Genomic DNA, 21524 nt, shown 5'->3' on the forward strand with positions numbered 1-21524 from the left:
CCCCCACTCTACCTATCCTCCCAAAATGGACTATCTTTCTTTTTCGATAGGGGGCTTACAGTTTCCAATTAAACTTCGTCTTTTTCTCATTCGTCTCATTCTCTATAATCATGTGACACTTTGGACAAAGGAGCATTAGATTGTCATCATCTAACTTTAATGATGGATCAACTTTAATTGGTACAATATGATGCACATGAGCTTGTCTACCGAATACGAACTTACCGCACTCTTGGCAGCAGCCTTTCTCTCTCTGGTATACTTCAGAACGTTTGAACTTCCATTCATCAGTAGCATAGAATGATTTATTGTGTGAATAAACAACCTTCTTCTTTTTCCTGCGCTGATGTGCTTCACAATATCTACCTGATGAAACGTATGTCCTACACCCTTGCTCACTGCAATACTTCATTGATCGCCTTTAGAATATCCTCATGCTTCTTTGCGTCAGCTGGTATTTCGATATTGTTATCAGCTGCATATTTCTTTAGTTGCTTTACGTTCATAGACTCTAAGGAAGGTTGATTAGAACTCACTGGAACAAATATAATCTTCTTCTCCTTAGTATCCCAGAACTCTTTACCCTGTGCGGTCTTTCTAATGAATACGTGCATATTAGTCATCTCCTTTAAAATAACCCTTCTATATATACATCATTTGTATGACAAAAAAGAGCCTATTCACATAAGGCTCTTAGGAATAGACTCTCATTCTTTCTTTGCTCTATTTTCATTTCTGCTCGTTTTAAGTGGGTTTGAACTGTACTTTTCTTAATACCGAGTAATTCAGAAGCATAATCAAATGTAATGCCTTCAACTTTGATTAATAAGAAAATCTCTTTCTCTCTATCACTCAATGTACATAAAGCATCTTCAACTATTTCTTTTTCATATTGAGTGAAGTCTTTTTCACTTGGACCTTGTTGATTTATAGGAAGGACATCTAATACAGAAGGATCAGTAATGTAAACACCATTCTTATCAATGCCACGCCTTGCATCTGGATTATGTCCTCTTCTTAACCACTCTATAGTAAAAACTAAGTCTGAAATAATACTAGAAAGTACTTTTTCATCTTCTTCATTTTTCAATGATTTATGATCAACATGCTTTATTTTCCGTCTCATTGTCCTGGCAAGGCGTAATGATCTCTTATATTCAGCAATTAACACCCTCATTTACACATGCACCTGCCTTTTTCTGGTTAAACGTAACAGAACGTAACGCATTTTAAATTGTTCTGTTACGCCATTCACGCCTTGATACTACTGTATTTCTTATACGGTAATAGGGTATTATGTAACGCATTTACCCCCTTATTTTCTTTATATATTTTTATAATTTATTTATATATATTTATATATAAGAAAGTGATTTTATCTGTTACATCTGTTACGTATGTGTTCAACCCTTGATACATCAATGTTTTTAACGTAACTACTTTCTGTTACGCATAACGCATTTACCTATATTTTTAATAGAAATGGTCAAAAATCAGCCTAATTTTAGCTATTTTCGTGACCGTTTTTTGTCTACTCCATTTTGACCACCCATTGATATGACTAGGTTTAAAAAATATAAATGACTAAAAACGGTCACTGATTTATTTATTTTTGTGACTTTTTATTGGAGGAGCGCAAAAATTAATCTTTCAAAACGAATAATCTCTTGTTTTTACCGTCAATTCTTTGCACCTTCGTATCATATCCAAATATGTGCTTAACCATCTTACTGAAGCTGATATTGCTAACAGCTTGAAAGCCATTTTCGGAACAATAAACTTTATATTGCATGTATACATCACCAACCACACTACGCTCTAATTCGATATCTTCATTGTTAATGAATGAAAGAATAGGGTTGTTTTCTTCCTGGTATTTCTCCATTTCCGATTCAACCAGTTTAGATTTAGTAAACTTATTGTTCTTCAATAATCGTTTTAATGCATGGAGAGCGATATTTAAAATGTATTGCATCGATTCTTCAGATAAAAGCTTGTCTGTAATGAATGGATCGTAATCCTCATCATCAGGTGAAAATTTAGCTTTAAATGGTACAATCTGCAACCGTCTCCCTAACCCATCACTATAATCATTAATCCTGGGCATTTCATTGGCTGAGAAAATTAACTTTGCATAATTGGTGAAGTCAAAGGGATCCTTACCCTTTCTTTCTACGTTCAATGTCTCACCTGTAGAAAGCTTTTTGAAAACGGATGATTCTTTGATATACCCTTTAGAAATATCATCACCAATGTTTACTAGCTTTCCAAACAATTCAGCTGTTTTAAATCGTTGGTCTAGCTCCTTTAAATCTAAAGATGCGGTATTGTCAGGACCAACTAACTTACGAATGATTTTAAGGTAAGATGATTTACCATTAGAGCCATCACCAGTAAGAATAAATGTGGCAGCAAATTCATTTCTTCTAAATAAAATGTAACCCAATATTTCTTCCAAAATGGCACGGATATTCTTATCATTAACTGCCATTTTATTTAATGTGTTATCCGTTACATCATAATGAGCATCTTTCACATAAGCAACTGGCACTTTATTACGAGTGATAATATTTGGATCAAAGTCCTGTAGCTGCCATTTCTCTAAATTGAAAATACCGTTCTTCACTGGTACATATTTTGTAGAAGCAAAGTTTTTAATTGGCGCTTTCAACTGTAAATATGCCAATGTCTCCTGCCGTTGCATTCTCTTTAATGATGGAATGTGACCAATCATTGCGCTCTCTATGTCCTCTTGTTTATCCGAATACACACCATCCTGGTATATGTGCAGGAGGTTAGCAATCTTACATATGTGATGCTCGTTAATTAAGAAATTGCCAAACTTCTCATGCTGGAAAGCATTCTTAACAAAAAATGATTCCTTCAAAAATGCTTCATCACGTAATATGATGTTTAATTCGCTTTTATCTACTGGATCGTCAAGAATATATGAATTAATGATTGATATCGTTTCTTTAATGTCATTCTTGGCCATTCCTTGCGACTGCATTTTTAAGATATAGGTGAAGAGCTTATCATTGCGCCCATCACCTTCAGATAATTTGTTTAAATTAGGATTTTTCTTATTGTATGGATATAACCATGCTGGCAATGGTTCATGTTCATTTACCTTGCGGATCCACTTCCGAGTTACACCATCTATTTTTAGTGGATCCCCAGTGTTCTTTATGCCTAGTTTGTAATCACAAAGAATACCTATATTTGAATACCATTTAATTTTGTTGGCAGTAATGTCATAACCTTTAAAGTAGAAATGCATGCCGTTATTTGTTTCAAGAACTGAACATTTTATATCTTTATCTTCCACGATATCAAAAAGCGTTTCTGCTTCATCCATATCATCTATATCAACCATTATGAACTCATCTTCTAAAATACCAACAAATGAATCTTCTTTTCTTGCGGTATGATAAGAGAGTAGTTTACCACCGTTTTTGAAGGAGGTTGCCGCATGCTTACCGTTACCTTTTAAGTATCCTTTGTACATATTCACTCACCTCCTAGAAAAGCATTTATCCTATCTATTGCCAAATCTAGATACCACCAATAATCTAACTTACCTGGCACTTCCATTTTTGTTATGTCTCCATTCTCTATAAAACAACGTTCGGGTACATAAGGGATTTTTTCAGAGGAACCATTCTTAACTTTCGTCAAGTTATGGTCATTTGTATCAACTGAAGCAAATACACGAAAAACACGCTCGTTCATTCTTTTTCTGCCATATCTGGCATAATCATATTTGCTACTCACCTTTACTATCTTTTGAAATTTAATCAGGTCCTTACAATTGAAAATGGTTTCTTCTGGTTCAATATTTTTCACAAAAAAGTTAGTTATTGCTTCATTAACAATGGGCAAATCATTGTCTAAGTTATTGAGCTTTTTTACATAGGACCCTTTGGATTTATAGTTCCCCTCAGCATCAACGAGAATATAATTGTTAACGTCCTTTTGAATGACCTTTGAAAATTCCTCAAACTCTAATTCCATATGCGTGCGCTGCTCCCATTCATAACAGATATCATCAATCAATTCGTAATCGTCAAAACTACGCAACTTAACAAGAACACCATCCGTATTAGATTGAATAATGTCACAGTGTGGCTCTAACTTCTCAATCAAATCTAACAACAAAGTCATACCACCTATACATACATTGTTCGCCATTAACGGATCATACAGACCATTATATTGGTCTTTCATCGCACCGTATGTGCCATTAATTACGATTTTCAATGGTGCCTGACGCTTATCTTTTGCGGCTTTGTATTTAAGTCGTGTATCACGGATTTCTCTGAACTTATCAGGATTTTTCACATTGCGGCTTAAATATCCGTATTCAATCATTAATGCTGGGTAATAACTGGCTACATCAATATTAAGAAAGTAACCTGTCCCATAATAATTACTCCTAGCCCCATGTAACCCACCCCATGCAAAGATGTGATGAACACCAGCAATTTCTGTTTCAAATACCTTTTTATAATCTTTGTTTTCCATATAAAAATTCAGCACTTCTTTATATTTATCAATACGTAATGTATTGGGAAAAGAGAAATCAAACTCATCATTTCGTAGCACCTTTGGTTGTTTAGCATCCAGGATAAAAGCAGATAACTGCGCCTTCGTTTTAGATATATTCTTTAATGGTAAATTGAACATTTTCAGTAGCTCAATTTGGGATTCAAACTCCGTTATTGTCTCCATAAAAATATGCATAGTTTCATGTACATCGTGGCGACAATACTTTATAACTTCATTAACTTGCGAACTTGTCAGTTCGCTATCAATATTAAAGTCAACTGATGACTCACGAATATCATGACCTTGGAATCCTTCCAGCTGCTTTAATGAACGAAATTTATTTGTCATTACATCAAAGTTAAAAAGCTGTATTTTCCAAAAGTCTTTGTAAAATTTCCAACCAGGCTCTTTTTTCACAATTATCCACTCGTTTATTTCTTGTGGTGTAAAACCACATATAATTGCCTTTAAGATGTACTGATCATAATGGCGGGAATTATATCCCACCCATATGTCAGTCTTATGCTCATTGTAAAAATCAATTAAGGCTTGTTCATTATTAACAATGACTTCTTCCGAGTGATCTTCAGTGTTGGTTATAACAACAAGCCAATCATATTTAAATACCTCAAAGTCATAAAAGAGCATGTGCTCACTCCTTTATTAATAGTTCTTTTTATAGTTTAAAAACTCCAATAAATCCTCTTGGGTTTTAGATGTTGGTATTACAATAGATGCGGATTTTTTAACTAATAAATCAATAACTTCTAGCTTTTCTTCGTCCATTCCAACCAAATGAACTTTCCCGTCAATTGACAATAACAAGTTTAATTGTGCATTTTTAATATCAATATCCATACAATTCGCTCCTTCTCACTTTCGTTATACTCAAGGCAGTTTTTTTTAATACTTGTCATAACTCATCTACATTTCCATAATATGTTATAATGTACTTGTACTAGAAAGGAGCCAAACAATACATGAATTTGATTATATTCCTTGTAATTATATTTGTAGCTTTAATTGTCGATTTCCTTTGGCTAGATATGGAAAGTAAAAGATGGAAATGGCTTAAAAGTCAATCTAAACCACAGCAAATATTATTTTTCACTTCATTTTTAGGCGCTTCAATGATTCTTTATTTTCTATTTGGATTAAAATTTCTAAATTAATTAAAACGCCCTATCATTTATCCGAAATTCACATATCATATAGAGATTACAATGGATTAGCCAAATTTATCTCCTGGGAGAGCCACCGCATGGGCTCTTCTTTTATTTTTCCATTTAACTATCTCCCCTTAATTTTCATCACAAATTCTTCTTTTAAAGTGAACTGACAACCACACGTACACTTAAATTTAATAGGTGCTTTCGCCCCTCTACTCCTTGTTGTTGAATAGAGAGTAAATTTACATTTTGGACAATATGCCTTGTACATCATTTCCATCACCCCATAATAAAAGGGAAGGATTACCCTCCCCTTATTCAATTATTCAACTTCGAAAACTTCTAAAATCTCGAATGTGTCAAAACCGCCATTGTTTGTTCCCTTTTCAAGCAGATATTCAAATTGCCCGTCAATATCCTCATGAATATCTAGAACTAAATCTGCGTAATCTTTGAAGCCTGTGAACTTAACGTCATCTTTCTCACAATCCCATAGGGCACGAAGCATTTCGTTATTCTGATGTACCTGAAGACCAAATGCTTTATCATTTTGTGGCTGCATTACTTTGTTATAGAAAATACGTTGATTCTCGTAATCTCCTTCAATAATTTTGAACCAAATTGTTAGCATCGGATCTCCCTTTGATGATTCCTTTAACTCCAACTTCTCCACTTCAACCTCATACTGTCCATCTGGTACAGAGTCAAAATCTCCACCACCATTTTCTTCAACTTCTTTTACATCTTCAGCGAGTGCTTCTAAATCTACTTGTTTATCAAACTTATCCCAATTGAATGCTGTCATTATTATTCAACCTCCATTAAGCCTTTTGGCGTATTAAATGTGAATTGCAAATCAACTATGAAGTACTCACCATATTTATTGTGCTTCTCGCTGATCTTCCATGATGTTAAATGCTTATCTTCCTTTGCTTCATCCACAATTCCCTCTGCTTCTTTACGAGTTGTAGCAAAATGCTGCTCCTTAGTATTCAAATCATATTTAGCCATTTCCATTACCTCCAAATAGTTTTATAGTTTACTTGCGTGATCTGCGTCTACGAGTTTTTGGCTTTTCTTCTTCCTCAGCTTCATCTTCGTTGTCATCTCCCTCACCTGGTGGCGTATCATCTTCAACAGGTTTGCGAGACTTGCGCTGGCGCTTCGGTTTTTCTTCCTCAACTTCATCCTCTTTTTCATCATCTGGCTCAGGTTCACGCTTTTTACGGCTGCGCTTTGGTTTCTCTTCTTTAGCTTCTTCTCGAACCTCTTCAGCAGCTTGACTTACTTTTTCATTTTCTTCTTCAGATGAATCTTCCTTCTTTGTACGCCCTGTGCGTTTAGGCTTCTCTTTCTTCTTCTTTTTCTTACCTTCTTGGGCAGCAATCAACTCTTCAATAAACTCATCCATATCTAATGAAATAACATCAACTTGGAAGTCAAAACGACCGCCACCGAAAACATTTTGTTTCTTAGTTAATTGTAGGAATCGCTCATCATCTGAATTTACGAACGCTCTAAGAGTGAGGTCTACAGTACCAGTAAGGAAATTTGCTACTTTGTCATTAATGTTAGGCTTGAACGTGGTCCGTTTTGCTCCACCTTTAAGCGTAATTTCCTCAACCTTCTCTTTACTGATGTAAATTACTTGGTATCCTAAAGCTTTCAATCGCTTCATTGCGTTGTTAAATTCTGTCGTTACTTTCGACCAACCTTTACCGTATGAGCCATCAGATTCATGCTCCCAACCATTTTTATCAAAGACATAATAACGGCAATGTTCATAAATATCCTCAACTAGATCGAGCGCAACGGCTTCATAATCATTTGTTTCTGTTTCTAAATCACTGATTGTATCTAGGAACACATCCCAGGCTAATTTTCGATTAGTAATACGGCCAGTTTTAGTTACTTCATCTTTAATTGATACGACTGGTGCCGTCGTGTTGTCAGTGTTTCCGTCAGTGTTGAGGAATAGAACATTATCCACACTGTCAACGAAAGTGGACTTACCAACATACGAATCTGCGTAAATCCAAAAGTCAGGTCTTTCATCAATTTTTCTTTCTCTGCGTTCATTTTTAGGCAATGCCATAATAATCTCTCCCTTTTCATTTTGTAGAGCTTCCAAGTAAATTGGAGCGAATCGTGGATTACAGCTAAAGCAGTTTCCACTAGCATTCTTTTTTGAAAAATCCTTTGTTTCTTCAATTTTCGCTATAGAATTTTTAAAATAAATGCTTTCCATTTCATCAAACTCTATTGGAACAAATGTGACTTTCGACTCTTCAACTGTTTGAACTAGCCTTTTTCTAAAATGGAACAAGTCCTCATTATCTTTTTGTTTAATGCTTGTCTTGGGTACAAACAAGTAAGCGAGCTTTCTAACATCAAATCCATCCTGTTTCAAATAGTCCCTATATATGTGCAACTGACCAGAAGTGAGGTAGTTTTTAATATGATTGGAATACTTAAAATCAATTACCATGCATTGTCCATCTGGTGCCTTTGCTATCAGATCTACGAAGCCTATATAATCCTCATGATCAATCTTATATTCATGAATAAACTCGAAGCCTGGGAAAGTACTTTGTAAGAACTCTTTAACTTTTGGGATTAATATTTCTAGCTTCATAGATTCCTCAATGATTGAATCTGTTAGTACAGGAAAAGAATTAAAGTATTCCTTCTCTGCGGTTTTATAATCATGTTCAATGCCAGTATGCAGAGCATGTCCAATGATTAATGGGTTAGCTGCATCATATTTTGTTAACTCGGTTAATTTATCAATATACCGAAGTTTAAAATGGTAAGGGCAGTCATTGAACAGTGACACACGGCTATAAGAGTATTGAGTCACTCAAACCACCTTTCTTTCCAGGACTCAAAATCTTTTGGGCGAAGTATGTATGCTTCTCCACCTGAATCCTTGATTTTTCGAATATTGTAGAGTTGTAGCTTACTAGGTTGTCCCGTATCCGTTTTTAGTTCAATCCCATGGAATGTACCATCAATACAGGCTAAAATATCTGGAATACCTTCTTTGGTGTACTGACTACCAGCCCAATATTTCACATGCCAGATATCATTATCTTTTAAGAACTTAATGACTTTTTTCTGAAACGCTGATTCACGCATCACTTAACCGTAAATTTCACATAAGCTTTTTTATTTGTTACTTTTGGATAATCCTCAATCAGCTCACCATACAGATCAGGCTCTTTTTCCTTGAGCGTCTTTACATCAACTGTAGTGGAAGAGCTTGCTGCTACTCTGGTAATCTTTAAAAGCTGATTATCAATCGATTTAATGTCGTATTCATCCATAGCTCTTTCTAGATCAGCTTTCAATTCCTTATTTTTAGCTACAATCTCCTTTTCTTGTTGAGCTGTAAAAGCGATTGCTGACATAAGAGCCAAGTATTTATTTTCAAAAGGTGTTAATTGGTTTGTCATTTGATTCACTCACTTTCAACTAATATTTTGTAACAACCAGAAACTAATTTAATTTGGAATATCACATCATCAAATGCATTGTGATGCACAAGAGCTTCATCATTAAATCGTGCCTTTAATTCTTGTTCAGAAATTCCTAATTTTTTACTTGCTAGTTCAACTAGTGTTCTAACATCACGGTCATTTCTATAAAAGATAGGGTAATCTAAACCTAAACTTTCAAATTGATGTTGAATCATCTTATTATCGAACAAAATTCCATTTCCCCATAAATAGGTGTGTTTGACTCCACTTATTCTGTCCGTTAACCATTTATGAAAGTTTATCAACACTTGTTCACTCGAATTTTCCCCACCGTTTATTAACTCGGCGAATAATTCCTTATTGGTGTTTAACCACCATTGAATAGTGGAACCAGTTACTTTTATCGGCATTTCATTTTTTGCTATATTTGCAATCTGATTGAATTCAAATTTGTGTCCCCCACTTTCAATATCAAAAGCAATAGCTGAAATTTGAATAATTGTAGAATCTGAATTTGTACCCAATGTTTCAATGTCTGTCATAATATCTAATCTCATTCACGTGTCCTCCTTCTCGAATAAGGCATCTGTATAATCTTTTCGTTCTTTTAATACATCAAGCATTCGCCATTCAATAGATCCATCTGTAAGTAAGTAATAGTAAAAGCAAGGTCTTTCTTGACCAATTCGGTGGATACGCTTCTTGCTTTGTTCAAACAACTCACTTTTATCAGTGAGTGTAAAATAAACAATCTTGTTAGCCTTTTGAAGATTAAGCCCCATAGCGCCCGCCTGGTACTGAATAAGCGTGATGCTGTTATCTTGCTGTTCATATGCTGTTAAATCCTTTAATGAACCATTTACAGTGCTGTAAGGTTTATCAATCATGCTTACCAATGCTTCATATTCTCGTTTAAAGTTATAAAATATGATGATGCGATCATTGGTACTGTCTATAATGTCTTTCACATAATTCAATTTGTGCTGATTGTAGAACCCAGCTAATTGTCGTAAATATAGTTTCTTTGCTGCGGCTGTATCTCCAATCAGTTCATCCTCACCAATCTGGATAATATGATGCTTTTTAAATTCCTGATAATCTTTCGTGCAGGGTATCTTCACATGTTGCTCATTCACCATTGGAAGATTAAAAACTTCTTCTGTTTTCATAAAGATGGCTCCGTGGCTTCTTAACTTGTGCTTTAATCGGTCCACATTTTTATAGCCTGTTATTTTAAATTGTTGGTTGCGATCATCCCACTCCTGATTAACAAATTGCTTCAGGAAAAGCTTTTTATTAATCTTCCAACCTAACAAATACAATTGACTCCATAGTTCCTCATACTTGCCACCAGTGGGCGTACCTGATAGTAAAATAACGTTTTCAGCTGCCAGATTAAGAATGAATTTACTTCTATTAGACTTCTCATTCTTAATCATGGACGACTCGTCCAACATTAAAGTGAAATCCTTTAATTTTAATAGCTCGGGTCGTCTCCATACCTTGTCATAATTAACAATCAGAACACTTTCAGGGGGGATGATATCTAACTTTTGCTTATCGAAAACAATAACCTTGTAATCATAGTGAGATTCAAAATGCTCTTTCCAATCTGATATTTTGGATTTTTGGCAGATTACAAGATTGTAGGCGGTGTTGAGTTCCCACATCTTTTCACTACCAACAAATGTCTTTCCCAATCCCATATCTAAGTAATACGCAACACGATTGTATTCATAAGTATCATCAAGCGCTTTGTCCTGGTGTGGGAAGAGTTTCATTTACATCACTTCGTTTCCTTGCTATACTTTCATTGGAAATTTGTTTTTGCGGACCACTTGGCAGAGTGGTCTTTTTTTATCCCATTGCACGGAAGCACTCCATATTGTGCTCTTCTATTAAGTAAGTTTTAAGATTCAAATCACTGACGACTGTCTTGCCAAACATCCAATAAACATCGCCTTCCTGAATTTCCAATCCATATGCATCTTCTACTGGATGATCAGTAACTTTCTTTACACTAGACAATTTTTATTCCTCCTCAATGCAATTTTCTAGCATGTAACCTACAGTGACGATCTCTCGAATGTTTGTTGAATACTCAATTCCATCAACAGTTGTATGAAAATCTCCATCTACAACCGAACCTATTAATGCTTTGTGAATGCTCACTTCTTCCAACTCCTTTTAGCTTTATTCAAAATGGCAATGTAACGATCAACTGGCGCCATTGCTAACCATTGTTTGGGGCAAATTTTCAATATGCTCACCTCCTTTAAGGTAGAATCATTATTTTTCTACAAATTTCGCAAAAAGGGCAAAAGAAAAAGGAAATTTACTGTCGTGATAATTGACCTCATTTATCAACCTTTACTGTGCTCTTTCTCTTTTTGGCAATCTCAAGATAAATTTTGATAAACTTATCAATCGCACCATTTGACGGCTCTTCACAAAGTCCAACATTGATAACTTTATCCATGCCCACCATCTCCTTTAATGAATGTATATGATTGATGGGAGGTAGGACTGCCCTACTCATTTGAAACCTCCTTTACGCAGTTTTTAATTTCCGAAAAAAATCGGATTGCGGACCAAAAAAAATATTTTCAACCGGAACTTTGTAGTACTCTTCAATCTTTACAAAAAAGGAACGGGGGACGTTTGTGGAATCTCTTTCATACTTAGAAAGCGTATCTTTGTTGATTCCAAAAAGTTCAGCTGCTTCAACTAACTTCAATCCCGCATTCACTCTCGCTGCCTTAAGTGTGATTTTGATTTTCATTTTGCATTCACCTCCTGTTATCGCTTGGTTATACAATATCCGATTATTTTCGGAATGTCAACCGATTTTTCTCGGATTAATGATTTTTATTATATATTTTTATGAAATATTATTTCGATTTTTTTCGGAATTATTCTTTACATTCCGTATATTTTCGGATATCATTAAGATATCGAAAGGAGGTGGAACAATTGATAGATAGAGATTTACCTTTAAAAAAAGAAATATCAGAAAGAGTTAAGAAATTGATGAAAGCAAAAAGTTGGACACAATTAAAACTTAGTGAAGAATCTGGGATTTCAAAGAGTACACTTTCGGACTACATAAATTGTAAAACTCTTATTAACCCAGGGAATGTTGAAAAACTTGCTGCAGCATTTAATGTTTCTAAATCTGATATTGACCCTAGCTTTAAAAGAACAGATGTTTTAAAAGAAGAAAAGATAACTTATATTTTTGATGATAGTTTACAACTCCCCCTTTATGGAGACATTGCAGCTGGAGCTCTTGCTACAGTAGAAGGTGTTACTGAGGATAGGGTAGAATATATAAATATTCCTGAAGTTCTTCTTGGTAAACATGCATTTTGCGATGGTCTTTTTGTAATGAAAGTAAATGGAGATAGCATGAATAAGATCATTAAAAATGGTTCTTATGTTGTAGCCAAACCTGTTGATACACACAGCTTTAAAGATGATGATATTGTTATTTTTAGTTACGATCGAGAGTATAGTATGAAAAGAGTTAGAAGAGATGAAGAAGATCAGGTTTTAATTTTCAGTCCCGAATCACATGACAGAAAGTTTCGAGACATAGAAGTACCGTATAATACTAATTCGGAATTAAAAATTTATGCAAAAGTAGTATGGTACTCAACAACATTAGATTAAATTTCTAGCGCTAGCAATTTAAACAGTTAGGGAGGGCGACGGCTCTCCCTATTTTATAAGGTTGGTGAATATTTGTGAGAGTTGCTATTTATGTTCGAGTATCCACCCAAGAACAAGCAAAAGAAGGGTTTTCAATTCCTGCTCAAATAGAAAGTTTACGTGCATTTTGTAAAAGTCAGGGATGGGAAATTGTTGAAGAATACAAAGAAGAAGGAAAATCTGCGAAAGATTTAGACCGTCCTAAAATGCAGGAAATGATGAAGGATCTAAAAAAGCGAAAGTTTGATTTAGTTTTAGTTCATAAATTGGATCGACTAACCAGATCAGTATTAGACTTATACAAACTACTAGAGTACTTTGAAAAATACGATGTTAAATTTAAATCATCTACAGAACAATATGATACATCAACAGCGTTGGGAAAATTATTTATAACTCTTGTAGCCTCCCTTGCACAATGGGAACGAGAGAACCTTGGTGAACGTGTTAAGTTTGGTATTCATCAAATGATTGAGGAAGGTAAACGCCCAGGCGGACATTCTCCTTATGGCTATAAATTTGATTTATCTTTTAATTGCACTGTAATTGAAGATGAATCAAAATGGGTTATAAAAATTTTCGAATGGTACGCTGATGGATACGGATATAGAAAAATATCAGATAGATTAAACGAACTTGGAATTAAACCTCGAATTGCGAAAAAGTGGAACCACAATACGATATACGGAATGTTGCGTAATGATATTTACACAGGAGTATACAGATGGGGAAACAAAGTAGTATTCAATAATCACCCTGCAATAATCTCTAACTCATTATTCTTAAAAGTACAACAAAAACTTAAGAATAATCATAAAAATTTAGTGAGAAAAGGGAAATTCCCGTTAACTGGCCTATTGAAATGCGGTCATTGTGATGAGCCTATGAATGGTTTTTTCGATAAACGTGATAATAAAACATACTATCGTTGTTTTGGCTGTAATCGTTTAACGTACGGCAAAAGAATTACCGACCTACTTTTAGATGAAATTGAAAAACTAATTACTTCAAAGGAATATTTTATAAAGCAAATAGATAAAAACTATCAACTATCAAGTATTAACGTTGATGAAATAAAAAAAAACCTAGATAAAATTGAAAAGCAAAAGGAAAAATGGTACGCCACCTTTTTAGATGATGACAATCCAATTCCAAAACAAACTCTATACGATAAGATTAATCAATTGAATGAACAAGAAGAAGATTTAAAAACTTTACTTCAGGAAGCAGAAATTGATGAGGAATCTCCAGAAGAAAAATTCAAAAAGCTTTCAAAAGTAAAGGATATCCATTTTATATATAACGAAGCAGATCCTTTCGAACAAAAGGAACTACTCAATAGCATATTTGAAACGTTGTTCATTCTAAGGGATAAAGGCAGAAACAAACCAATAACTTTAAAGTATAAATTAAAGTAAAGTAATATCTACATGTAAATCCCCCTGTATTATGTTTTACTTCACGCAACTGACGCAAACAGATGGCACCTTCCTTGTTGCAAGGGAAGATATCCAAGATTTCACTTGGGATATGGTAAAGAAGAGTACCTTCCTCGGGCAAAGAAAAGGTGGCATGCCGCAAATGGCTGGTGAGTATACGTTAAAAAAACATGATATTGATCCACATGCTGACTTAGAGCTAATTCAAAATATTGATTTTGCCAATATCGCTCCTGCCTTTTCATCTGGTACTGGTGAGTTTGTACAATTATTCGAACCGACTGCGAGTGTGTTTGAAAAAGAAGGCATTGGACATATCGTCGCTTCCTTCGGTGAAGAATCTGGCCACCTTCCTTATACAGCATATATGACAAAGGATAGCTTCATCAATGGTAACGAAGAAACAGTAGAGAAATTTACACGTGCCATCTATAAAGCGCAACAATGGGTAGATGAACATTCAGCAGAAGAAACAGCTAAAATCATTACAAAATACTTTGATAATACAGATTTAGAAATTTTAACCATGTCAATTGATCGTTATAAAAGTCAAGGGTCCTTTGCGACCGATCCTATTTTAGAAAAAGAAGAATGGGAGAACTTGCAAAATATTATGGATGAAGCAGGTGAACTGCCTGCTCGAGTGGATTATGAAACTCTTGTCAACACATCCATTGCTGAGAAAGTGATTAAAGAATAGTACTATGTGGAGCGGATAGAATGATTCTGTTCGCTCAACCATCCAGAAAAAAAAGAGGAGACTGCAAGATGACATTCTTAAAAGTGCAAGATATTCATCATACTTACTTTACGAAATCAAATGCAGTGACGGCTCTCTCTAATATCTCACTTCAAGTGAATGAAGGAGAATTCATTTCATTTTTAGGACCGAGCGGATGTGGCAAAACAACCTTGTTATCTATCATTGCTGGTCTTTTCCAACCAACGGAGGGCCGTGTAGAATTAGAAGGAAAACAAGTAGCTACATTGAAAAGTGAAATTGGATATATGTTGCAACAAGATTATCTATTCCCTTGGAAAACCATTGAGGAAAATATTCTTTTGGGTCTAAAGATCAATCATCACTTAGATGAAGAAAGAAAAGCTTATGCAAAAGATTTATTATTACAAATGGGCTTATCAGATGTCGAGTCATTGTATCCAAAACAATTATCAGGCGGCATGCGACAAAGGGTAGCACTTGTAAGGACGCTGGCAACCGAACCTAAACTTCTCATGTTAGATGAACCATTTTCCGCTCTCGATTATCAAACAAAATTGCATTTAGAAAATCTTGTATCTGACACATTAAAATCATTTGGAAAAACAGCTATTCTTGTGACACATGATATCGGCGAAGCAATTGCGATGAGCGATCGCATCTATTTATTCGCACCAAGCCCTGGTAAGATTCATAAAGTATTTGAAATACCTGAGGAATTAAGAGAATGCTCTCCATTCGATACAAGAAACCACCCAATGAATGCAGAAATTTTTCAAACGATTTGGAAGGAGATGGAGTCCCTTGGATCACAAGAGTCACACAAAAGCACTCCATAATGCGTATATCCGCTCCCTTAAGAAAGAAAAGTATTGGGTACGATTTTATCAACTCGTTATTTTTCTTATTTTCTTCTCAGGCTGGGAGATTGCCAGTAGAAACAAGTGGATCGACCCTCTCATTTTCAGTTCACCTTCAAAAGTATGGGAGCTCTTTTTAATTAAAGTTCAAGATGGTACGCTGTTTTTTGATTTAGGTTTTACTTTATCAGAAACCATACTCGGTTTTATTTTAGGGACATTATTGGGAACGATATTGGCGGCGATTCTATGGTGGTCACCGTTTCTCTCTAAGATTCTAGATCCTTATCTCGTCATTTTAAACAGTATGCCGAAAGTGGCTTTAGGACCGATTTTAATTGTCGCTCTTGGACCTAGCTTCACGTCGATTGTAGCAATGGGAACGATTATTTCCGTTATTATCACAACCATCGTCGTTTATACATCTTTTAGAGAGGTAGATCCAAATTATATAAAAGTGCTTCAAACCTTTGGTGGAACCCGCTTCCAAATATTTAAGGAAGCCATTCTTCCGTCATCCTTTCCTGTAATTATTTCCACACTTAAAGTCAATGTCGGCTTATCTTGGGTCGGGGTGATTGTCGGGGAGTTTCTCGTCGCCTCTAAAGGGTTAGGTTATATGATTATTTACGGATTCCAAGTATTTAACTTTACTTTAGTTATGCTCTCTCTGCTTGTCATAGCTGTATTAGCTACCATTATGTATCAAGCAGTAGAATTTTTAGAGAAGAAATTAATAAAAAACAACTAAGGGCTTGCATGAGCGTGCAGCCCTTTATTTCAAGCGATTTTGTAGATAAGCTACACTTCTCTCTACTACACGATCTTTCATTATAAAACTATAATTGGGTTGATGAATCTCCCTCATGAGCTGATTAATCGCTACCCATTTTGGACCATCCGTTTCGAAATAATGGTCTACTTTTTGTAAATAATCAACCTCTGCAAACATGATAGCCTTTATAAAGGAACGATGTTTTTCCATTACTTGATATGTACCAATATGTTCAATAGAAGACAAGACTGCTCCGGTTTCTTCCTTTACTTCTCTCTTTGCAGCTGTATATATATCTTCTCCTTCCTCCGCCTTTCCACCTGGAAACTCCCACCCTCTTTCTTTATGGTTCGTTAATAACCAGTCATCGCCTTTTTTACATAACACCAACACATGACGCGGCTCCATTTCAAATCCTTCTTCATTAAATGAGAGTGCTACACGATTCCCGTTTTGATCGATAAAATATTCCATTTAATCTCCCACTTTACATATACTTATTGGTATATTTTACTTGGAAAGAAACGTAACGTACAGGAAAAGGTGAAAACACCGTCAATATTTATAACGGTGTTTAGAGCACAGTTTTATTGTTGTTCAGGGGGAAGAATCCCCATATTGACAATATGATTTTTAGCTTCTTCATCGCCTAATCGATAAATGGCGCTATATATTTGCGTCAAACCATCATCATACTTATCATTTTGCCTGTCGAAATGATACTGTAAATAAGGAACATGAGCCCGGAAAAAACCTTCCCATTCTGTTGAGTAATTTTGATCAAACAACTCTCTCAATTCGATAATTTCATCATCAGTTGCCTCTATTTTAAAATTCCATGATGAGGAAGTAGAACTTTGTGAGATTTCACCATCATTCACCGTAATATAATAAGTTTTCTTCTGATCCACACTTTCAGCCCCTTTCTTCTTATTATTTGTTTCCCTCATTATGAATGAATTTATACGAAAAATGAGCAAAACCATGAACTTAACATATACTAAACGTAAAATAAGAAGAAAATGGGCAGGTGCAAATAATGAAAATTATTGATGAACTGTACGACTATTATCGTAATAAGCTTACAGGTGACGAAGAAGATATTGATATGCTTACGTTTGCTTTCTTAGAGGAAATGTCCCGAGAAGATATCCTTACATTAATTGAAGAACTGGATAACCAAGAACTATATAATTTAATGGGGCTTTATGTTATTGAATCCCTTAAAGGAAAATTTGCAGAAAGTGATTTTACAAAGCCTCAAAATTATCATTGAGTCTACATAGGCTTCTGATAAAAAAGTGGCATGTTACAGAAAGTGGTGGATTGGGGAAATAAGGATAAACTTGGTGGCATGTTTAAAAGTGAAGCTGAATATTCACCCATTTAACTTGCTATATTTGCCAATTAGTGGCATGTTAGAAGCATCTTGGTCTTCTCTCACTTGATATTGATTCAAATAAATGATGGAATTACGACTCATCAGGATGGGGATGCAGAGTTGAGTCGGGCAGATGATGGAATCGCTACTCATCTGGACGGCGAAACAAAGTTTAGTCGGGCAGATGATGGAATCGCTACTCATCTGGACGGCGAAACAAAGTTTAGTCGGGCAGATGATGGAATCGCTACTCATCTGGACGGCGAAACATAGTTTAGTCGGGCAGATGATGGAATCGCTACTCATCTGGACGGCGAAACATAGTTTAGTCGGGCAACTGCTTGTATCGCTACTCATCTCGACGGAAAAACATAGTTTAGTCGGGCAACTGCTTGTATCGCTACTCATCTCAACGGAAAAACATAGTTTAGTCGGGCAACTGCTTGTATCGCTACTCATCTCGACGGAGATCCACAGTTTAGTCGGGCATTTGCCTGAATCCCTACTCATCTCGACGAAAATCTACAGTTTAGTCGGGCATTTCAACGAATCGCTACTTATCTCGACGGTGAAACAAAGTTTAGTCGGGCAACTACTCATATCCCTACTCATCTCGACGGAAAAACATAGTTTAGTCGGGCAACTACTCATATCACTACTCATCTCAACGGAAAAACAAAGATTAGTCGGGCAACTACTCGTTTCCCTACTTATCTCGACAGAGAAACAAAGATTAGTCGGGCATTTGCCCGAATCCCTACTCATCTCGACGAAAATCTACAGTTTAGTCGGGCATTTCAACGAATCGCTACTTATCTCGACGGTGAAACAAAGATTAGTCGGGCAACTACTCATATCCCTACTCATCTCAACGGAAAAACAAAGATTAGTCGGGCAACTACTCATATCCCTACTCATCTCGACAGAAATCCACAGTTTAGTCGGATCAATGCTGGAGTTCTCGGTTCTTTACACTTTCTTGTGTTCGTATTCCAGTTTAACAACTATTCTCGGCTCTTTTCAGCCCACTAAAGTTCGCAATTTCAGATTTCCTTTTCATTCGGCTCTTTTCATATTCCACATTCTTTCATATCGTCTCTCCCTGCACATTTTATATTTCCTAAAATTAAAAAAGACCTCTTAAAAGAGATCTTTTTCCGCTTATCCTAAAAATGCTTTAAGCATCCAGTTATGTTTTTTCACACTCTGTTTAACTGCAATCAGCATATCACCAGTGGCTTCATCTTTCGCTTCATCAGCTAGTTCAATACCTTCTTGTAGTTCATCTAACATTTTATCGAAGTCACTCCATACAGATTGTACCATGTCTCTTGCGTCTTCTTTACCTGTTGCTTCTTCAATAGAAGCCGTATCCAAGCAATCCTTCATTGTTGCTACAGGATTTCCACCTAAAGCAAGTATTCTTTCCGCTAATTCGTCAATATGGTCATTAGCTTCGTTATATAGTTCTTCAAATTTTTCATGTAATACGAAGAAGTTGCTTCCTTTAACATACCAATGGTAGTTATGTAACTTCACATACATTACAGTCCAGTTTGCTACTTGTTTGTTTACTGATTGGATTAATTTTTCGCTCATATTTATCAACCTCCACTTATAAGATACCCGCTTATCCAATTTTCAAACACATAACTATCGGATAAGGAAAGATATTTTAGTTCAGATTAAAAGAGAGAAATGGTAAAATAGCTTTTGTAAAGGGGGAGACTATTTATGACTTATATTATTGTCATTATGATATCAATTATTATTGTCTTTACAATCCTTATTTTAAGTGTAATGACAACATCCAAAGCTTACACATTCAAACATACCGTAGATCCTCTACCGAAACCTCTTTCAGAAGAGGATAAGGCACCCAATCAAGAGGACAAGGATATAAAGTAACACTAATACTTTTTGAGAGGAATCTGCACTTCTATGGATATTTACTCCATATTTATTGGACTCATTTACCTTTTAAATATGATTCTTGCCATTGTCGTTATTTTTCTTGAACGAAAAGACGCCGCATCCACATGGGCGTGGTTACTAGTTTTGTTCTTTATCCCGCTACTCGGGTTTGCCATTTACTTATTATTCGGACAAAACTTCTCCAAAAAGAAGAAAATGTTTCAATGGGAAGATCGTAAGAAAATTGGCATTGATGAAATGCTCAAAATGCAAATATCAGCGCTTCATAATCGCAGTTTGCCTGCAGAGAATGAGCAAGTTCAAAATCATTATGACCTCATTCATATGCAATTAGTAAATAATGATGCTGTACTTACGCAAGATAATGCTATACAAATGTATACAGATGGCAAAGACAAGTTCGATGCCCTATTTAAAGATATAGAAGGCGCTACTGACCATATCCATCTGCAATACTATATCTTAAGAAGGGATGCATTAAGCAAAAGGCTAATCACACTTCTGAATAAAAAAGCCCGTGAAGGTGTGAAGGTCCGCATTTTATATGATGATTTAGGATCAAGAAGTTTAACCAAACGGTTTTTTAAGAGCTTACGTGAGGCTGGTGGAGAGGTTGAGGCGTTCTTTCCTTCTAAATTCCACTTTATTAATTTACGGTTAAATTATCGTAATCATCGCAAGCTAGTAATTATTGATGGCAAAATTGGCTATGTTGGTGGCTTTAATGTTGGAGATGAATACTTAGGTTTAAATAAGAAATTCGGTTATTGGCGAGATACACATTTAAGGATAGAAGGAAGCGCAGTTTATGCGATACAAACACGCTTTATACTTGACTGGAATCAAGCTTCACATCGTCATGATATTCACTATTTACCGGAGTATTATCCCCCTATCACTACAAAGGGACGTATCCCTATGCAAATTGTAGCAAGTGGACCAGATAACGAACTCGAACAAATCAAACTTGGTTATATAAAAATGATTATGTCGGCAAAAGAAACTATCCTTATTCAAACTCCTTATTTTATACCTGATGCTAGTGTTGTTGATGCGCTTAGGATAGCTGTTTTGTCAGGTGTGAATGTGAAAATTATGATTCCTAACAAACCTGACCATATGTTTGTTTATTGGGCTACCTATTCGTACATTGGCGAATTATTAAAACTTGGAGCAAAAGTGCTAATTTATGATAATGGTTTTATTCATGCGAAAACAATCGTAATTGATGATGAAATTGCATCTGTTGGGACAGCCAACATCGATGTTCGAAGCTTTAGGCTCAACTTTGAGGTCAATGCCTTTATTTATGACCGCAAGATAGCTGAGGAAGTAGCAGCTAGCTTCTATAATGATGTAAGAGTATCACGTAACCTTACATTAGATGATTACAATAACCGTTCCTTTTATATTAAATTCAAGGAATCTATATCGCGCCTACTATCACCGATTCTGTGAGTCGGTGGTTTTTTGTATAGATTTATGGTGATCTATAACATAAAATAG

General features: G+C 35.5%; 29 protein-coding genes and 1 pseudogene. 10 read left to right on the forward strand and 20 right to left on the reverse strand.

The annotated features are described in order from the left end of the window. Positions 1 to 55: 55 nt before the first annotated feature. From MHI57_RS09740 to MHI57_RS09765, 6 genes are all read right to left on the reverse strand, one after another. A complete protein-coding gene (locus tag MHI57_RS09740; RefSeq protein WP_340975545.1) occupies positions 56 to 412 on the reverse strand; it encodes an HNH endonuclease in 357 nt (118 codons plus the stop codon). Further along, the gene (locus MHI57_RS09745) at positions 396 to 614 is read right to left on the reverse strand and encodes a hypothetical protein (protein ID WP_340976064.1); all 219 of its coding nucleotides are present in this window, start codon (positions 612 to 614) and stop codon (positions 396 to 398) included. The genes MHI57_RS09740 and MHI57_RS09745 overlap by 17 nt, the downstream gene beginning before the upstream one ends. A gap of 62 nt (positions 615 to 676) precedes the next feature. Continuing rightward, entirely contained in the window at positions 677 to 1177 is a 501-nt protein-coding gene (locus tag MHI57_RS09750; protein WP_340976066.1) for a sigma-70 family RNA polymerase sigma factor, read from the reverse strand. A 465-nt stretch (positions 1178 to 1642) separates the two neighbouring features. Next, the gene (locus MHI57_RS09755; protein WP_340976067.1) at positions 1643 to 3508 is read right to left on the reverse strand and encodes a DNA primase family protein; all 1866 of its coding nucleotides are present in this window, start codon (positions 3506 to 3508) and stop codon (positions 1643 to 1645) included. A gap of 2 nt (positions 3509 to 3510) precedes the next feature. Continuing rightward, positions 3511 to 5196, reverse strand: a complete 1686-nt coding sequence (locus tag MHI57_RS09760) for a hypothetical protein (RefSeq protein WP_340976069.1) — start codon at positions 5194 to 5196, stop codon at positions 3511 to 3513. A gap of 15 nt (positions 5197 to 5211) precedes the next feature. Further along, a complete protein-coding gene (locus MHI57_RS09765) occupies positions 5212 to 5406 on the reverse strand; it encodes a hypothetical protein (protein ID WP_340976071.1) in 195 nt (64 codons plus the stop codon). Between the two features lie 122 nt (positions 5407 to 5528). On the opposite strand from MHI57_RS09765, the gene MHI57_RS09770 reads away from it, so the two are divergent. Further along, the gene (locus MHI57_RS09770; protein ID WP_340976072.1) at positions 5529 to 5720 is read left to right on the forward strand and encodes a hypothetical protein; all 192 of its coding nucleotides are present in this window, start codon (positions 5529 to 5531) and stop codon (positions 5718 to 5720) included. A 319-nt stretch (positions 5721 to 6039) separates the two neighbouring features. On the opposite strand, the gene MHI57_RS09775 is transcribed toward MHI57_RS09770, so the two are convergent. From MHI57_RS09775 to MHI57_RS09825, 11 genes are all read right to left on the reverse strand, one after another. Continuing rightward, positions 6040 to 6522 (reverse strand): DUF669 domain-containing protein, encoded by a 483-nt coding sequence (locus MHI57_RS09775; protein WP_340976073.1) that lies wholly within the window; start codon positions 6520 to 6522, stop codon positions 6040 to 6042. Between the two features lie 2 nt (positions 6523 to 6524). After that, positions 6525 to 6728 (reverse strand): hypothetical protein, encoded by a 204-nt coding sequence (locus MHI57_RS09780; RefSeq protein ID WP_340976074.1) that lies wholly within the window; start codon positions 6726 to 6728, stop codon positions 6525 to 6527. A gap of 28 nt (positions 6729 to 6756) precedes the next feature. Further along, the gene (locus MHI57_RS09785; protein WP_340976075.1) at positions 6757 to 8577 is read right to left on the reverse strand and encodes an AAA family ATPase; all 1821 of its coding nucleotides are present in this window, start codon (positions 8575 to 8577) and stop codon (positions 6757 to 6759) included. Further along, a complete protein-coding gene (locus tag MHI57_RS09790; RefSeq protein ID WP_340976076.1) occupies positions 8574 to 8855 on the reverse strand; it encodes a VRR-NUC domain-containing protein in 282 nt (93 codons plus the stop codon). The genes MHI57_RS09785 and MHI57_RS09790 overlap by 4 nt, the downstream gene beginning before the upstream one ends. Then, positions 8855 to 9172: a hypothetical protein gene (locus tag MHI57_RS09795; RefSeq protein WP_340976077.1), complete on the reverse strand. Its 318-nt coding sequence runs from the start codon at positions 9170 to 9172 to the stop codon at positions 8855 to 8857. Before MHI57_RS09795 ends, MHI57_RS09790 begins: the two co-directional genes overlap by 1 nt. A 5-nt stretch (positions 9173 to 9177) precedes the next feature. Next, positions 9178 to 9753, reverse strand: a complete 576-nt coding sequence (locus MHI57_RS09800) for a 3'-5' exonuclease (RefSeq protein WP_340976079.1) — start codon at positions 9751 to 9753, stop codon at positions 9178 to 9180. Continuing rightward, complete coding sequence (locus tag MHI57_RS09805) at positions 9754 to 10977, reverse strand: DEAD/DEAH box helicase (RefSeq protein WP_340976081.1); 1224 nt, start codon at positions 10975 to 10977, stop codon at positions 9754 to 9756. Positions 10978 to 11053: 76 nt separating this feature from the next. Continuing rightward, positions 11054 to 11224, reverse strand: coding sequence for a YqaI family protein (locus tag MHI57_RS09810; protein ID WP_340976084.1), 171 nt, complete (start codon positions 11222 to 11224; stop codon positions 11054 to 11056). Between the two features lie 3 nt (positions 11225 to 11227). Then, positions 11228 to 11368, reverse strand: coding sequence for a hypothetical protein (locus MHI57_RS09815; protein WP_340976086.1), 141 nt, complete (start codon positions 11366 to 11368; stop codon positions 11228 to 11230). A 184-nt stretch (positions 11369 to 11552) separates the two neighbouring features. After that, positions 11553 to 11735 carry a hypothetical protein gene (locus MHI57_RS09820; protein WP_340976090.1) on the reverse strand — a complete coding sequence of 61 codons (183 nt, stop codon included), beginning with the start codon at positions 11733 to 11735 and terminating at the stop codon, positions 11553 to 11555. Positions 11736 to 11747: 12 nt separating this feature from the next. Further along, entirely contained in the window at positions 11748 to 11978 is a 231-nt protein-coding gene (locus tag MHI57_RS09825; RefSeq protein ID WP_340976093.1) for a helix-turn-helix domain-containing protein, read from the reverse strand. A 191-nt stretch (positions 11979 to 12169) separates the two neighbouring features. On the opposite strand from MHI57_RS09825, the gene MHI57_RS09830 reads away from it, so the two are divergent. The 5 genes and pseudogenes from MHI57_RS09830 (at position 12170) to MHI57_RS09850 (ending at position 16678) form a co-directional block, all read left to right on the forward strand. Next, positions 12170 to 12868: an XRE family transcriptional regulator gene (locus MHI57_RS09830; RefSeq protein ID WP_340976096.1), complete on the forward strand. Its 699-nt coding sequence runs from the start codon at positions 12170 to 12172 to the stop codon at positions 12866 to 12868. A gap of 74 nt (positions 12869 to 12942) precedes the next feature. Further along, positions 12943 to 14325, forward strand: a complete 1383-nt coding sequence (locus tag MHI57_RS09835) for a recombinase family protein (protein WP_340976099.1) — start codon at positions 12943 to 12945, stop codon at positions 14323 to 14325. A gap of 40 nt (positions 14326 to 14365) precedes the next feature. Next, positions 14366 to 15046: pseudogene (locus MHI57_RS09840) on the forward strand (ABC transporter substrate-binding protein); the annotation flags it as partial. A gap of 68 nt (positions 15047 to 15114) precedes the next feature. After that, positions 15115 to 15906 carry an ABC transporter ATP-binding protein gene (locus MHI57_RS09845; RefSeq protein WP_095372161.1) on the forward strand — a complete coding sequence of 264 codons (792 nt, stop codon included), beginning with the start codon at positions 15115 to 15117 and terminating at the stop codon, positions 15904 to 15906. Continuing rightward, positions 15872 to 16678: an ABC transporter permease gene (locus MHI57_RS09850; RefSeq protein ID WP_224938834.1), complete on the forward strand. Its 807-nt coding sequence runs from the start codon at positions 15872 to 15874 to the stop codon at positions 16676 to 16678. Before MHI57_RS09845 ends, MHI57_RS09850 begins: the two co-directional genes overlap by 35 nt. A gap of 24 nt (positions 16679 to 16702) precedes the next feature. Here MHI57_RS09850 and ytkD read toward each other — a convergent pair whose 3' ends face one another. After that, complete coding sequence (gene ytkD / locus MHI57_RS09855; RefSeq protein WP_095372159.1) at positions 16703 to 17176, reverse strand: RNA deprotection pyrophosphohydrolase; 474 nt, start codon at positions 17174 to 17176, stop codon at positions 16703 to 16705. A gap of 113 nt (positions 17177 to 17289) precedes the next feature. Then, positions 17290 to 17652, reverse strand: a complete 363-nt coding sequence (locus MHI57_RS09860) for a hydrolase (RefSeq protein WP_095373621.1) — start codon at positions 17650 to 17652, stop codon at positions 17290 to 17292. 89 nt (positions 17653 to 17741) lie between these two features. Between MHI57_RS09860 and MHI57_RS09865 the strand changes: the two genes are divergently transcribed. Together MHI57_RS09865 and MHI57_RS09870 are read left to right on the forward strand one after the other, a co-directional pair. Next, positions 17742 to 17978: a DUF6154 family protein gene (locus MHI57_RS09865; protein ID WP_095372158.1), complete on the forward strand. Its 237-nt coding sequence runs from the start codon at positions 17742 to 17744 to the stop codon at positions 17976 to 17978. Between the two features lie 238 nt (positions 17979 to 18216). After that, positions 18217 to 19227, forward strand: coding sequence for a hypothetical protein (locus tag MHI57_RS09870; protein ID WP_340976105.1), 1011 nt, complete (start codon positions 18217 to 18219; stop codon positions 19225 to 19227). Between the two features lie 17 nt (positions 19228 to 19244). On the opposite strand, the gene MHI57_RS09875 is transcribed toward MHI57_RS09870, so the two are convergent. Continuing rightward, positions 19245 to 19682, reverse strand: a complete 438-nt coding sequence (locus MHI57_RS09875; protein ID WP_095372157.1) for a Dps family protein — start codon at positions 19680 to 19682, stop codon at positions 19245 to 19247. A gap of 135 nt (positions 19683 to 19817) precedes the next feature. Here MHI57_RS09875 and ytzI point away from each other — a divergent pair, with 135 nt between their 5' ends. Both ytzI and cls read left to right on the forward strand, forming a co-directional pair. Next, a complete protein-coding gene (ytzI, locus tag MHI57_RS09880) occupies positions 19818 to 19991 on the forward strand; it encodes a YtzI protein (protein ID WP_095372156.1) in 174 nt (57 codons plus the stop codon). Positions 19992 to 20024: 33 nt separating this feature from the next. Beyond that, positions 20025 to 21476: a cardiolipin synthase gene (gene cls, locus MHI57_RS09885; RefSeq protein ID WP_095372155.1), complete on the forward strand. Its 1452-nt coding sequence runs from the start codon at positions 20025 to 20027 to the stop codon at positions 21474 to 21476. The last annotated feature ends 48 nt before the right edge of the window (positions 21477 to 21524 follow it).

It is taken from the genome of Cytobacillus sp. FSL K6-0129 (assembly GCF_038007625.1).
Lineage (GTDB): Bacteria > Bacillota > Bacilli > Bacillales > Cytobacillaceae > Cytobacillus > Cytobacillus kochii.

Bases quoted from the DNA above. Each gene is read 5' to 3' on its own strand.
- MHI57_RS09775 (WP_340976073.1), bottom strand. From the start codon at position 6,522: ATGACAGCATTCAATTGGGATAAGTTTGATAAACAAGTAGATTTAGAA.
- ytzI (WP_095372156.1), top strand. From the start codon at position 19,818: ATGACTTATATTATTGTCATTATGATATCAATTATTATTGTCTTTACA.
- ytkD (WP_095372159.1), bottom strand. From the start codon at position 17,176: ATGGAATATTTTATCGATCAAAACGGGAATCGTGTAGCACTCTCATTT.
- MHI57_RS09825 (WP_340976093.1), bottom strand. From the start codon at position 11,978: ATGAAAATCAAAATCACACTTAAGGCAGCGAGAGTGAATGCGGGATTG.
- MHI57_RS09750 (WP_340976066.1), bottom strand. From the start codon at position 1,177: ATGAGGGTGTTAATTGCTGAATATAAGAGATCATTACGCCTTGCCAGG.
- MHI57_RS09760 (WP_340976069.1), bottom strand. From the start codon at position 5,196: ATGCTCTTTTATGACTTTGAGGTATTTAAATATGATTGGCTTGTTGTT.
- cls (WP_095372155.1), top strand. From the start codon at position 20,025: ATGGATATTTACTCCATATTTATTGGACTCATTTACCTTTTAAATATG.
- MHI57_RS09790 (WP_340976076.1), bottom strand. From the start codon at position 8,855: ATGCGTGAATCAGCGTTTCAGAAAAAAGTCATTAAGTTCTTAAAAGAT.
- MHI57_RS09870 (WP_340976105.1), top strand. From the start codon at position 18,217: ATGATGGAATCGCTACTCATCTGGACGGCGAAACAAAGTTTAGTCGGG.
- MHI57_RS09795 (WP_340976077.1), bottom strand. From the start codon at position 9,172: ATGACAAACCAATTAACACCTTTTGAAAATAAATACTTGGCTCTTATG.
- MHI57_RS09780 (WP_340976074.1), bottom strand. From the start codon at position 6,728: ATGGCTAAATATGATTTGAATACTAAGGAGCAGCATTTTGCTACAACT.
- MHI57_RS09820 (WP_340976090.1), bottom strand. From the start codon at position 11,735: ATGAGTAGGGCAGTCCTACCTCCCATCAATCATATACATTCATTAAAG.
- MHI57_RS09745 (WP_340976064.1), bottom strand. From the start codon at position 614: ATGCACGTATTCATTAGAAAGACCGCACAGGGTAAAGAGTTCTGGGAT.
- MHI57_RS09860 (WP_095373621.1), bottom strand. From the start codon at position 17,652: ATGAGGGAAACAAATAATAAGAAGAAAGGGGCTGAAAGTGTGGATCAG.
- MHI57_RS09755 (WP_340976067.1), bottom strand. From the start codon at position 3,508: ATGTACAAAGGATACTTAAAAGGTAACGGTAAGCATGCGGCAACCTCC.
- MHI57_RS09865 (WP_095372158.1), top strand. From the start codon at position 17,742: ATGAAAATTATTGATGAACTGTACGACTATTATCGTAATAAGCTTACA.
- MHI57_RS09765 (WP_340976071.1), bottom strand. From the start codon at position 5,406: ATGGATATTGATATTAAAAATGCACAATTAAACTTGTTATTGTCAATT.
- MHI57_RS09875 (WP_095372157.1), bottom strand. From the start codon at position 19,682: ATGAGCGAAAAATTAATCCAATCAGTAAACAAACAAGTAGCAAACTGG.
- MHI57_RS09845 (WP_095372161.1), top strand. From the start codon at position 15,115: ATGACATTCTTAAAAGTGCAAGATATTCATCATACTTACTTTACGAAA.
- MHI57_RS09800 (WP_340976079.1), bottom strand. From the start codon at position 9,753: ATGAGATTAGATATTATGACAGACATTGAAACATTGGGTACAAATTCA.
- MHI57_RS09740 (WP_340975545.1), bottom strand. From the start codon at position 412: ATGAAGTATTGCAGTGAGCAAGGGTGTAGGACATACGTTTCATCAGGT.
- MHI57_RS09805 (WP_340976081.1), bottom strand. From the start codon at position 10,977: ATGAAACTCTTCCCACACCAGGACAAAGCGCTTGATGATACTTATGAA.
- MHI57_RS09770 (WP_340976072.1), top strand. From the start codon at position 5,529: ATGAATTTGATTATATTCCTTGTAATTATATTTGTAGCTTTAATTGTC.